The 11,827-nt window shown below is 68.5% G+C and carries 10 protein-coding genes; 7 read left to right on the forward strand and 3 right to left on the reverse strand.

From position 1 onward, the window contains the following. The first annotated feature begins 59 nt into the window (after nt 1-59). From ACERIM_RS12850 to ACERIM_RS12860, 3 genes are read left to right on the forward strand one after another with little or no spacing between them, the layout of a single operon-like run. On the forward strand, nt 60-1,304 hold the full coding sequence (locus tag ACERIM_RS12850) for a potassium transporter TrkA (RefSeq protein WP_373632942.1): 1,245 nt from the start codon (nt 60-62) through the stop codon (nt 1,302-1,304). Next, nucleotides 1,301-2,554, forward strand: coding sequence for a TrkA C-terminal domain-containing protein (locus ACERIM_RS12855; protein WP_373632944.1), 1,254 nt, complete (start codon nt 1,301-1,303; stop codon nt 2,552-2,554). The genes ACERIM_RS12850 and ACERIM_RS12855 overlap by 4 nt, the downstream gene beginning before the upstream one ends. Before the next feature lie 31 nt (nt 2,555-2,585). Further along, nucleotides 2,586-2,867 (forward strand): ubiquitin-like small modifier protein 1, encoded by a 282-nt coding sequence (locus tag ACERIM_RS12860; protein ID WP_006650051.1) that lies wholly within the window; start codon nt 2,586-2,588, stop codon nt 2,865-2,867. Between the two features lie 3 nt (nt 2,868-2,870). Here the strand turns inward: ACERIM_RS12860 and ACERIM_RS12865 are convergent, their stop codons facing one another. Continuing rightward, nucleotides 2,871-3,833 carry an N-acetyltransferase family protein gene (locus ACERIM_RS12865; RefSeq protein WP_373632946.1) on the reverse strand — a complete coding sequence of 321 codons (963 nt, stop codon included), beginning with the start codon at nt 3,831-3,833 and terminating at the stop codon, nt 2,871-2,873. A 165-nt stretch (nt 3,834-3,998) separates the two neighbouring features. After that, nucleotides 3,999-5,249, reverse strand: coding sequence for a Glu-tRNA(Gln) amidotransferase subunit GatD (gene gatD, locus ACERIM_RS12870; RefSeq protein WP_373632948.1), 1,251 nt, complete (start codon nt 5,247-5,249; stop codon nt 3,999-4,001). Nucleotides 5,250-5,386: 137 nt separating this feature from the next. Between gatD and mfnA the strand changes: the two genes are divergently transcribed. The 3 genes from mfnA (at nt 5,387) to ACERIM_RS12885 (ending at nt 9,541) form a co-directional block, all read left to right on the forward strand. Then, on the forward strand, nt 5,387-6,493 hold the full coding sequence (gene mfnA, locus ACERIM_RS12875) for a tyrosine decarboxylase MfnA (protein WP_373632950.1): 1,107 nt from the start codon (nt 5,387-5,389) through the stop codon (nt 6,491-6,493). Nucleotides 6,494-6,568: 75 nt separating this feature from the next. Further along, complete coding sequence (metG, locus tag ACERIM_RS12880) at nt 6,569-8,707, forward strand: methionine--tRNA ligase (protein ID WP_373632951.1); 2,139 nt, start codon at nt 6,569-6,571, stop codon at nt 8,705-8,707. A gap of 663 nt (nt 8,708-9,370) precedes the next feature. Beyond that, the gene (locus tag ACERIM_RS12885) at nt 9,371-9,541 is read left to right on the forward strand and encodes a hypothetical protein (protein WP_172704580.1); all 171 of its coding nucleotides are present in this window, start codon (nt 9,371-9,373) and stop codon (nt 9,539-9,541) included. A gap of 103 nt (nt 9,542-9,644) precedes the next feature. Here ACERIM_RS12885 and ACERIM_RS12890 read toward each other — a convergent pair whose 3' ends face one another. After that, nucleotides 9,645-9,932 carry a GYD domain-containing protein gene (locus ACERIM_RS12890; RefSeq protein ID WP_006650056.1) on the reverse strand — a complete coding sequence of 96 codons (288 nt, stop codon included), beginning with the start codon at nt 9,930-9,932 and terminating at the stop codon, nt 9,645-9,647. A gap of 131 nt (nt 9,933-10,063) precedes the next feature. Here ACERIM_RS12890 and pyk point away from each other — a divergent pair, with 131 nt between their 5' ends. Further along, nucleotides 10,064-11,821 (forward strand): pyruvate kinase, encoded by a 1,758-nt coding sequence (gene pyk / locus ACERIM_RS12895; RefSeq protein WP_373632955.1) that lies wholly within the window; start codon nt 10,064-10,066, stop codon nt 11,819-11,821. Nucleotides 11,822-11,827 lie beyond the last annotated feature (6 nt).

An 11,827-nucleotide genomic window follows, 5' to 3' on the forward strand; every position in this document is an offset into this window, starting at 1 on the left:
CGCTCGAGCCGGAGACGGCTGCCGGTGCTAATTTAACCGCTCCGGCCCACTGGCCCACAATGCCATCCCTTCCGGTCGAAGTGTTGCTCGGTCTCTATCTCGGCCTCCTGACCGGTATCGTTCCCGCCTTCGTCGCCGGTTCGCTCGGCTTTCTCGTCCGGTATTTCACCGGCGTTACCCTGCCCGGGTTCGGTGTGGTCGTCCTCGCGCTGTCGATCGCCAGCGTCCAGGGCGGACTGCTCGGGCTCGTCGAACCAACCATCGCCCAGTCACCGCGGCTGCTCGTTGCCGTGCTGGTCGTCCTCATGCTCGCGCTGTACGCCCACAACCAGGGCGACAAGCTCGGCGCGGAACTCCCGCGTCGGCTCTCGCTGACCTCGCTGCGCCAGCGGACCCTCTCGGCCGACGTCGTCGAACTCGTCGGCTCGGTCGGCCAGGTCACGGTGCGTCCCACCGGTGAGATCCACGACATGGAAGGCTACCCGCCGCTGTCGGCCGACCTCCGCCGGACGTTGAAGGGAGGTTCGTGGCGGCTCCCCGCCGACCTCCCGCTCTCGGAACTCGAGGCCCGCCTCGAGGAGCGCCTGCGGACCGATCACGATCTCGCGGACGTCGCCGTCGCGATCGACGAACGGGCTCGGGCGACCATCACGGCCGCGCCGCCTTCGGGTGGTCTCTCCCGGCGCGTCCCGGCGGGCCGGCGGGCCGTCTCGCTGACGACGCTCGTCTCGACGGGACTCGCGAGCGGGGACGTGGTGAGCGTCCGCGTCGGCGACCGCTCGATCGGGGGAACCGTCGTCAGCGCCCGTACCGAGACCGACGACGAGATCGACGGCGACGACGGTTCGTCGGGGCCTGCCGACGCGGTCGCGCCCGACGGCGGCGCGGACCCCGAGCCCACCCCCGCGGCGAAACCGCACGCGGCGACGGCCGGCGGCTCGGGCCGCGTGACGATTGCCGTCCCCCGTCGGGACGTAAAGCCGGTCCTCGAGGCCGAGTCGCCGCGGCTCGTCGTGCGCTCGCGGGGCACCAGCCGCGAGTTCGAGGCGCTCTCGCTGGTCAAACGCGAGGGGTACGCCATCCGACGACTGACCGTCGGTCCGATCGGGGCGACCGACGAGACGATCGCCGGGACCGACGTGACGGTCCTTGCGGTCCGTCGACAGGGCAGCGAGACCGGTGAACGTCGCCACGGCTGGGTGTTCGCCCCCGGGATCGAACGACGGCTCGAGGCCGGCGACGAGGCGTTCGTCGCGGGTCCCGACGACGCGGTCGAGGCGTTCGCGGAGGCGATCGCGCAATGACTGCGATCGTCGCGGCGGCGGTCCCGACCGAGACGCTGCTCGAGGCGGTCGTCCGGATCCTCGGGTTCGCCCTGCTCGCGGCCGGCAGCGGGGCCGGCGTCGCCTTCGTCTATCGGTGGTACAGCGCCGACGGGATCCCGGAGGGCATCGCGGTGTTGTTCGGCGTCGCGCTCGTCGCGATCTGGCTGAACACTCAGACGGCGCTCCAGCAGGCGATCATCGGGAACACGGGCCTGCTCGAGCCCGGAACCGCGATCTACACGGTCGGTGCCTTCGCCGCCAGCGCGGTCGCGGCCGACGGCGGCCGGCGGCTCGGCGATTACCTCGCCCGGGACGTGTTCATGGTTGCGACCCCGCGGACGATCACCGAGGTCACCCAACTCGTCCGCTCGGCCGGCCGGGTCGTCACGGTCGAACTTCCCGACGAGATCGACGACATCGAGGGCTACGACCCGGTCGACGAGTCGGTGAAGGCCGACCTCGCCGGGCAGACGTTTCTCCTCCCCCGGCGGCTTACCGACGCGGAACTGCGCGAGCGGCTCGTGGCCCGCCTCGAGCGCGACTTCGGGATCGGCCACGTCGACGTCGATCTCGAGCCCGACGGCACGGTCGCGTTCCTCGCCGTGGGTAGCCGGCCGGCCGGTATCGGCCCGACGCTCGCGCCGGGGACCGTCGCCGTCGCGCTCGAGGGCGACCCCCCGGCCGACGCCAGCCCCGGCGACGCGGTCCGTCTCTGGGCCCGCGGCGAGGACGGCACGGCCCGGCGGGTCGCGGGCGGGGAACTCCGCGGGACCGCCGGCGACGTCGCGACCGTCGCGCTCGACGCCGAGGACGCCCGCGATCTCGACTCCGACGGGGACTACCGGCTCGTGACGCTGCCCGGTAGCCCCGACGCCGAGCGCGACCTCGTCTCCCTGCTCCGGGCGGCCGACGAGACGGTCCGGACCGTCACCGTCGAGGCCGACGACCCCCTCGCCGGCCTGTCGGTCGACTCGCTGCCGGTGCTGGTCCTCGCGCTCGAGCGCGAGGGCGACGGCGACGCCGAACACCGGCCGCTGCCGGCCGGGGACGTGCGACTCGCGGCCGGCGACGTCGCGTACGTCCTCGGCCGGCCGGACGCGCTTCGCCGGGTGACCGAACGGTCGCTGGCTGACGCGGACTCGTCCGCGACACCGCCGGCCGACGACGGTCAGCGGGCGGCCGCCGATCCGGATCACGGCCACGCGCCGGAACGGCCCCGAGAGCGGTAGCTACTTGCCGCCGGCACCGATACCGCCACGTATGCCCACGGAGTGGAAACTGTTCGCGGATCTGGCCGAGCGCGCCGGCGACAAGCATGTGACCGTCGACGCCGAGGCCGGCGACACCGTCGGCGACGCCTTCGAGGAACTGCTCGAGGAGGCCCCCGCCCTCGAGGGCCGCGTCCTCGAGGACGGCGAACTGCGCTCCCAGATCAACGTGCTTCGCAACGGCACGAACGTCCTGGTCGAGGAGGAGGGGCTGGCGACGGTTCTCGAGGCGGGCGACGAACTGGCGCTGTTCCCGCCGGTCAGCGGCGGGTAGCCGTCAGCGAGTCGCCGTCAGGTCGATCCCCAGCACGAAGTCCGGTTCCTCGGCGATATCGACTCCCGCGGCGGGCGCGTCGGTGACGAACCGGGCTGTTTCGGGAATCAGGACGCGCGTCTTTTCCGCGCCGCAGTCGGCCGCGTCGCGAGCGATCGCGGCGAACAGCGAGCGGGCGGCCTCGACCCCGTCCCACGCGGCGACGCCGTACTCGACCCACCGTTCGGTTTCGGGATCGTCGCTCGAGCCGTCTGTCTCGTCGCCGTCGACCGGCCGCTCGTAGGTCCGCGAGCGGTAGGCCGTTCCGGCGAGACCGTCCTCGCCCTCGACGGCGAAGACGGCCGTCTCGTCGGCCAGCCGCTCGAAGTCGTCACGCGTGAGTTCCCGCACCGCCCACGACTCCTCGGGTGCGAGGCCGAGGCCGTCCAGATGCGCGCGTGCGTCGCTGTGGGTCCAGTAGCGCCACGCCTCGGTCGGATCGCTCGAGACCGCGTGGGGTCCCGCGGCGTCCGGGTCGGGGTCGGGATGGGCGAAGCGAAACTCGGTGATCGGTTCGAAGCCGCTGGCTCGCGCCGCACCCAGCGAGGCCGCGTTCCACGAGAAGATCATCACGCGGCCGACGGTCGCGCCCTGCCGGCGGGCCCACTCGAAGGTCGCCTCGTTCAGCCGGTGGCTTACGCCCCGCCGGCGGTAGTCGGCCGCGACGCGCATTCCCTGGAACCAGGCCTCGTCGTCCGAGAGCATGACGGCCTGGACGATCCCCGCGGCCTCGCCGTCGACTTCGGCGAGGAAGGTTTTCTTTCCCTGTCCCGGCTCGTCCTCGAGCCAGTCGTGGTAGATTCGCGGGATGTAGTCGCCGCCGCGGTCGGGCCAGATATCGCCCGTGAAGTCGGCGACGGCGTCGTAGTCGTCGTGAGTAGCGCGGCGGATCTCGATGGCGGACTCGGAATCCAACTCTGATGCCATAGTTGTCGAGTATTGGCATCTCATGTGATCGCCCGTGAAAGAACTTCGCGGGCTCGAGGCGGGATCGACTGCGGTGGCACACGCTGTCGGCCGTCCGATTTCGAGCGCGCGTCGCAAAACAGTCGCTCGACTCCGTCTCCGTTCAGCCGCGTCCAGCGGACGCGATCACTCCCACGGAACCGACCGCTCCTGAATCTCGCCGGCCAGCGACGTGCCCATCGCCTCCGCGACGTCGTCGCTGTTTTCGAGCGCCCACATCAACTTGACTTTCGCCGTCCCGGGCAGCGTGTCGCCGGCCTCGACGACGCCGGCCTCGAGCAGGTCCCGACCCGTGTCGTAGACCCGGTCACAGACCCGCCCCTCGAGACACTGACTCGTCATGACCACGGTCGTCCCGTCCGCGATGAGTTCCTCGATGCGGGGGATCAGATCGGTGTGGACGTGTCCGAGCCCGGTGCCCTCGATGATCAGGCCCTCGCTCCCCTCGACGACGTCGAGGAACGCGGGGTCCATTCCGGGGGTGAACTTCAGCAGTTCGACGTCGCTCTCGAGGTCGTCGCGGAGTTCCAACTCGCTCGCTCCGCGTTCCTGATACGCCCGCCGGAACTCGACGGTCTCGGTCTCGTACTCGACCTCGCCGAGCGGTTCCGCGCCGACGGTCTCGAAGGCGTCCCGCCGCGAGGTGTGGTTCTTCCGCACGCGGGTCCCGCGGTGAAGGGCACAGCGGTCGTCCGACTCGGTGGCGTGCATACAGACCATGACCTCCGCACAGTCGCTTTTGGCGGCCTCGACCGCCGAGACGGCGTTCATCACGTTATCGGAGGAGGGGCGGTCGGCCGAGCGCTGGGAGCCGGTGAAGACGATCGGTACCGGCGTCTCGAGCATGAACGCGAGGGCGGAGGCGGAGTACTGCATCGTGTCGGTGCCGTGCATGACGACGACGCCGTCCGCGCCGGCCTCGATCTCCTCGCGGACCGCCTGCGCGAGGTCCCGCCAGATCGACGGCTCCATGTTCTCCGAGAGGATGTTGGCGACGACGCGCCCGCGGTAGTTCGCCCGGCCGGCCAGATCCGGCACCGCCCGCAGGACGTCCTCGGCGTCGAACTGGGCGGTCACCGCGCCGGTGCGGTAGTCGACCGTCGAGGCGATCGTCCCGCCGGTCGAGATCAGCGAGATCGTCGGCAGGTCGTCGTCGAACTCGATCTCCGAGGCCCCATCGTCGCCCGCGGCGTCGGTGCCGTCGATCCTGTAGACGTCCTCCGCGAGGACCTCCACGTCGGCCTCGCCCCGGTCGACGCCGACGTTGTAGCCGCCCTCGAGTTTCACCACGAGCTGGTCGTCCGTACTCGAGGGGAGCAACACGCCTTCGTACGTACGGTCCGCGCGATCGACGCGGACGCGGTCGCCTGGGTTCATGCGTGGCCGTAGCGCGGCCCCGGACTTGAAGGCACGCTTTCGCGCTACCGGCGGCCGGGCCGGCAGACCCGCCCACGGAACCGAAGACGGCGAGGGAATCCCCTCGTGAAACGTCGGCAAACGCAACAAATAAATCGATGACCGATTACATACGTGATATGCAAATCGAGCCGCAGGCGTTCGACCGGGTTCTCTCCTCGATGTGTACGGAACCCCACCCGGCGGCACGCGACGCGGCCGAGCGGTTTCTCGCGACCAACCCCGGCGATCCGGGCACCTACCCCGGCGTCTCGGAACTCGAGGACGACGCGGTCGCCCTGCTGAGCGAGATCGCCGGACTCCAAGAGCCGGCGGGCTATATCACCAGTGGCGGCACGGAAGCGAACATTCAGGCGGTCCGGATCGCCCGCGAACGGGCCGATAGCCGGAATCCGAACGTCGTCATGCCCGAGTCGGGCCATTTCAGCTTCCAGAAGGCCGCGGACCTGCTCGGGATCGACCTCCGGATCGTGCCGACCGACGACGACTACCGGGCCGACCTCGGGGCCGTCCGGGCCGCCGTCGACGAGGACACCGCCGCGGTGATCGGCGTCGCGGGGACGACCGAGTACGGCCGCGTCGATCCCATTCCGGAACTCGGCGAGATCGCCCGGTCGGTCGACGCGACGATGCACGTCGACGCCGCCTGGGGCGGCTTCGTCCTTCCGTTTACCGACTACGAGTGGAACTTCGACCACGCCGCGGTCGACACGATGGCGATCGATCCCCACAAGATGGGCCAAGCCGCCGTTCCCGCGGGCGGCCTGCTCGTTCGCGATTCGGCCCTACTCGACGAACTCGCCGTCGACACGCCCTACCTCGAGTCGACCTCACAGGCGACCCTGACCGGCACCCGCTCGGGTGCGGGCGTCGCCAGCGCCGTTGCCGCGATGGAGGAGCTGTGGCCGACGGGGTACCGCCGGCAGTACGTCCGCTCGCAGAACAACGCCGAGTGGCTCGCCGACGCCCTCGAGAAACGCGGCTACGAGGTCGCCGACCCGACGCTGCCGCTGGTGGCGGCCGACGTCCCCCGCTCGACCTTCGACGCGTTGCGGGCCAAGGGCTGGCGGATCTCGAGAACCGCGACCGACGAACTGCGCGTGGTCTGTATGCCCCACGTCACCCGTGAGATGCTGGCCTCCTTTATCGGCGATCTCGACCGGCTCGAGGTGCGCGCGAGCGTCCCGATCACGAGCGACGACTGATCGCCACCGCGTACCGCGGGTCCGCCCCCGATCGAAACCGGCGGGTTTTACGCCCGCGAGCGCGACGTGGCGATCATGAGCCACGAGGACTTTCCGACGGACGAACCCGCCGTCGTGACCTGTGGGCTCCCCTACGCGAACGGGGACCTTCACATCGGTCACCTGCGGGGGTATATCGGCGCGGACGCCTTTTCCCGCGCGCTCGAGACGCTGGGACAGGAGACGGCCTACGTCTGCGGCTCGGACATGCACGGCACCCCGGTCGCCGTCAACGCCGAACAGGAGGGCGTCGACCCCGAGGACTTCGCGTTAGACTGGCACCGCCAGTACGAGGAGACGTTCCCGAAGTTCAACGTCGAGTTCGACAACTACGGTCACACCCACGACGAGACCAACGTCGAGACGACGCAGGAGATCGTCCGGACGCTGGACGACGAGGGCTACATCTACGAGAAGGAGATCCAGGTCGCCTACGATCCCGACGCCGACCAGTACCTCCCCGACCGCTACGTCGAGGGGACCTGTCCCTACTGCGGCGCAAAAGCCCGCGGCGACGAGTGCGACGAGGGCTGTCAGCGCCACTTAGAGCCCGGCGAGGTCGAGGACCCGACCAGTACGATCACGGGCAACCCCGCGGAGTACCGCGAGCGCACCCACAAGTTCTTCGAGGTCTCCGAATTCGCGGACTTCCTCACCGACTTTTTGGACGGCCTCGAGGGGACCTCGAACGCTCGTAACCAGCCCCGGCAGTGGATCGAGGACGGCCTGCAGGACTGGTGTATCACGCGGGATATGGACTGGGGGATCGACTACCCCGGCGAGGGTAGCGTTGCTCCGGAGGAGCAACGAAGCGGAGGCGGCGAAGCCGCCGACGACGGCGACGACCTCGTCCTCTACGTCTGGGTCGACGCGCCGATCGAGTACATCTCGAGTTCGAAGCAGTACTCCGAGCGCGTCGGCGAAGACGCGTTCGACTGGGAGCAGGTCTGGAAGGGCGACGGCGAGATCATGCACGTCATCGGCCGGGACATCATCCAGCACCACGCGATCTTCTGGCCGGCGATGCTCGAGGGCGCGGGTTACAACAAGCCCCGCGGGATCGCCGCGACCGGCTTCATCACGATCAACGGCAAGGGGCTCTCGACGAGTCGCAACCGGGCGATCTGGGCGAAGGAATACCTCGAGGAGGGGTTCCACCCCGATCTACTGCGGTACTATCTGACGACGACCGGCGGGCTCCAACAGGACGTCGACTTCTCCTGGGACGCCTTCCAGGAGACGGTCAACGGCGAACTCGTCGGGACTATCGGTAACTTCTGGTACCGCTCGCTGCTGTTTGCCTACCGCAACTACGAGGGGACGCCGGACGCGGACGTCTCCGAGGAAGTCCGCGAGCGTATCGAGGGCGCGATCGGCGACGTGCGCGAGAACGTCAACGACTACTCCATGCGCGGGGTCGGCGGAGCGGCGACCGAACTCGCGCAGTTCGGCAACGAGTACATCCAGCGCAACGAGCCCTGGAAGCTCGACGCCGAGAGCGAGGACGCGACGCAGGTCATCCGCGACTGCGTCCAGATCGCCAAGGCCGTCGCCGTCCTGCTCGAGCCGATCACCCCCGACAAGGCCCAGGCCCTCTGGGCACAGATCGGCGAGGACGGCGATATCGCCGACGCGCATCTCGAGGACGCGCTCGAGGCTCCGCCACGGGACTTCGACGAGCCCGGCGAACTCTTCGAGAAGATCGAGGACGACCGCGTCGACGAACTGACTGAAAAGCTCGAGGAACGCGTCGCGGCCGCCTCGGACGATGGCGACGAGGAAACCGAAAGCGACGAAAGCACCGACGCGGAAGCCGACGGTATGAGTGACACCGATGATCTCGAGCCGCTGGCCGACGAGCGGATCGGGTTCGAGGACTTTCAGGAACTGGACGTCCGGGTCGGCCGGATCGAATCCGCCGAAGGGATCGAAGGCGCGGACGACCTCGCGCGCCTCGAGGTCGACATCGGCTTCGAGACGCGACAGATCGTCGCGGGGATCAAGCAACTACACGACCTCGAGGAACTGCCGGGCGAGAAGTGCGTCCTGCTCGCGAACATGGAGAAGGCCGAACTGTTCGGCGTCGAGTCCAACGGGATGATCCTCGCCGCGGGCGAGGAGGCCGATCTGCTGACGACCCACGGCGACGCCGCCGTCGGCGAGAAGATCAAGTAAGCGACTCGGTCGGGAACGGGTGGTTGGGCGGTCGTGTACCGGCCGTTCGACACCCCGCCACGGGACTATCTTTCTTTACGCTCTTGCGTAGCACATTGTTGATGGAGAGCTGTCTTGCGATTCCGTAGTGAGTCAAGCGAATCGAGAACTCATGACTCAGCAGTTCTGACGGCCAGTTACTGAATGCGGTCCGCAACGAAAGGCTGTATCAACAATCTCCTACGGAAGAGCGCTTTCTTTAAACAGCGAGAGAATCCCGCCGTTTACGGCGGGCGTGAATCGCGTCGCTCAACTATATAATCAGCGTTCAGCGATAATGCGGATATTTAAGTAATAGTGTGTTGTAGAATGACATACACCGAGGCGGTCACACCGCCCACTCAAATGCACAATATCGGGACTCCGGGACCCAGAACGTTCGAGACACCCTCTCGAACCGCTGTGGTGTCTCGGTCACAAGATAACTCTGAGTCCCATGCTGGGATAGGAGTAACGGCAGTGTGGCCCTGCCATCGGCCTGTCATGCCGACAAGTCGTAAACCAGCAAATATCCCAACCCAGCGGTGCGGTGCCGTGGGAAGCCCTGTCGTTTACGACGGGGAGGAGGTCACCTGTCAACCCGCCTCAAATACAGCTATGTGGCTAGATGCAATACGTTCTCATATGTCACAGAGTGACGGGCGCGCTCGAGGGGTCGTCGGTCGAGACGTGGGGTCGAACTGGCTCGCGGGACTTCCCGCCGCTTGCGGATCGGCGGAAGCCAGGGCGCTCGTCGTGATCGCCCTCTCGCTGTTTTCGCTCATGGCGCTTGGCAACCTCGCCGGCCTCTGGTAACGGTCCGATCCGGGCCCGCCGCTTGAGGCGGCGCGGCGGACCGGCGTTCGTCGCCACGCGGGGGTGACGTCCGGGAGCGCTGTCGCCAGTCCGCTCGGACGGGTCATACCTCGTCGACCAACTCGGAGAAGTCGTCGGTATCGACGATCGGCATCGTCTCTCCCTCGAGGCCCTGACGGTGCAGCGTCAACGCGGACTTGAACGCCGCCTCGCGGTCAGTGGCCTCGAAGGTGATCAGAAAGTCGTGTTCGCCGAGCGCGGCGTAGGAGTCGAGCAACTCGGTGTCGTGTCCCTCGAACTCCGTCCGGATCTCACCCCAGATCGTCGCGAGTTCCTGTACGTTCTGGACGTCGCGATCGGCGAGGTCGACGAGAGTGGCGTAGGTCGGCATAGGAAATCGGAGGGTCGATCCGCGGAAAACGGTTGGCGTGGCAGGCGACGGGACCGCAACCGGCGGTCCGAACTGGTACTCGAGGGCGAGTAAGCGACCGGTTTTTACGCCACCTGGCGTTAGCCCCCGACATGAGAAACGCGAAGATCGTCTGTACGCTGGGACCGGCGTCGAACGACCGGGGAACGATCCGGGAGTTGGCCGAGGCGGGGATGTCGGTCGCACGGCTGAACGCGAGCCACGGGAGCCGCGAGGACCGCGCCGCGTTGGTCGACCGGGTCCGCGCGGTCGACGAGGAGCGCACCGAGCCCGTCGCGGTCATGCTCGACATGCAGGGCCCCGAGATCCGGACCGCGCCCCTGCCCGAGGGGGAGACAGTGACGCTCGAGACGGGCTCGGAGATCCGCTTCGTCGAGGGCGAGACGGCGACGCCGGAGACCGTCGGGCTCTCGCTGTCGATCGACGCCGTCGAGCCCGGCGATCGGATCCTGCTCGACGACGGGTTGATCGAGGCAACCGTCCTCGGAACCGAGGGCGAGGGCGTCCGAGCCCGCGTCGATACCGGCGGCGACCTCGGCGGCCGCAAGGGGGTCAACGTCCCCGGCGTCGAACTCGACCTCGACGTCGTCACCGAGTCCGACCGAAAGGATCTCGAGCTGGCCGCCGAAAAGGAGGTGGACTTCGTCGCCGCGAGTTTCGTCCGGGACGCCGACGACGTCTACGAGGTCGACGAGGTACTCGAGGCGGCCGGAGCCGACATTCCGGTCATCGCGAAGATCGAGCGAGCAGGCGCGGTCGAGAACTTGGACGAGATCATCGAAGCGGCCTACGGCGTGATGGTCGCCCGCGGCGACCTCGGCGTCGAGTGTCCGATGGAGGACGTCCCGATGATCCAAAAGCGGATCATCCGGAAGTGTCGCGAGGCGGGGCGACCGGTCATCACGGCGACGGAGATGCTCGACTCGATGGTGACGGCTCGCCGACCCACCCGCGCGGAGGCCTCCGACGTCGCCAACGCCGTCCTCGACGGCACCGACGCGGTCATGCTGTCGGCCGAGACCGCGATCGGTGACCACCCCGTCGCCGTCGTCGACGCGATGGACAGCATCGTCCGCGAAGTCGAGGGCTCCGTGGAACACGCCGAACTGTTCGAGCAACGGGTCCCGGCCGCGGGCGAGGCGCGGACGGACGCGCTGGCTCGTTCGGCCCGCTTTCTGGCCCGGGATATCGACGCGGACGCGGTCGTCGCCGCGACCGAGTCCGGCTACACCGCACTCAAGACGGCGAAGTATCGTCCGGGCGTACCCGTCGTCGCCTCGACGCCGAGTCAGGCGGTGCGTCGCCAGCTCGCGCTGACCTGGGGCGTGACGCCGCTGTATGCCTCCGTCTCGGATCAGGGTGCCGACGCCGTCGTCGAGAAGGCCGTTCAGGCCGCGTTAGACGCCGGCATCGCTGAAAGCGGGGATACCGTCGTCGTCCTCTGTGGCATGATGACCGAACTCGAGGGGGCGAACACGACGAACATGCTGAAGGTCCACGTCGCGGCCGACGCCCTGACGACCGGCCAGGTGGTCGTCGAGGGCAGGGCGACCGGGCCGATCGTTCACGCCACCGACGGCGATCTCTCGGGAGTCCCCGAGGGAGCGATCCTCGCGCTGTCGGCCGACTTCGACGCGGAGTTCTCGAGCGAGACGGACCGGATCGGCGGGATCGTCAACGCCCAGCGGGGGATGACCGGTTATCCGGCGATGATCGCCCGCGAACTGGGCGTGCCGATGATCAGCGACGCGGACGTGGCGGCGCTGTCGGCCGGCGAGACGGTCACCGTCGACGCCGAGCGCGGCGTCGTCTACGGCGGCGATATCGGGGGTCGTCCCGAGCGCCCCTGAGACCGA

Source organism: Natrinema sp. H-ect1 (assembly GCF_041821105.1).
Classification (GTDB): Archaea; Halobacteriota; Halobacteria; order Halobacteriales; family Natrialbaceae; genus Natrinema; species Natrinema thermotolerans.

Coding starts and splice junctions, on each gene's coding strand:
- ACERIM_RS12850 (WP_373632942.1), top strand. CDS start 60: ATGCCATCCCTTCCGGTCGAAGTGTTGCTCGGTCTCTATCTCGGCCTC.
- ACERIM_RS12855 (WP_373632944.1), top strand. CDS start 1,301: ATGACTGCGATCGTCGCGGCGGCGGTCCCGACCGAGACGCTGCTCGAG.
- ACERIM_RS12860 (WP_006650051.1), top strand. CDS start 2,586: ATGCCCACGGAGTGGAAACTGTTCGCGGATCTGGCCGAGCGCGCCGGC.
- ACERIM_RS12865 (WP_373632946.1), bottom strand. CDS start 3,833: ATGGCATCAGAGTTGGATTCCGAGTCCGCCATCGAGATCCGCCGCGCT.
- gatD (WP_373632948.1), bottom strand. CDS start 5,249: ATGAACCCAGGCGACCGCGTCCGCGTCGATCGCGCGGACCGTACGTAC.
- mfnA (WP_373632950.1), top strand. CDS start 5,387: ATGACCGATTACATACGTGATATGCAAATCGAGCCGCAGGCGTTCGAC.
- metG (WP_373632951.1), top strand. CDS start 6,569: ATGAGCCACGAGGACTTTCCGACGGACGAACCCGCCGTCGTGACCTGT.
- ACERIM_RS12885 (WP_172704580.1), top strand. CDS start 9,371: ATGTCACAGAGTGACGGGCGCGCTCGAGGGGTCGTCGGTCGAGACGTG.
- ACERIM_RS12890 (WP_006650056.1), bottom strand. CDS start 9,932: ATGCCGACCTACGCCACTCTCGTCGACCTCGCCGATCGCGACGTCCAG.
- pyk (WP_373632955.1), top strand. CDS start 10,064: ATGAGAAACGCGAAGATCGTCTGTACGCTGGGACCGGCGTCGAACGAC.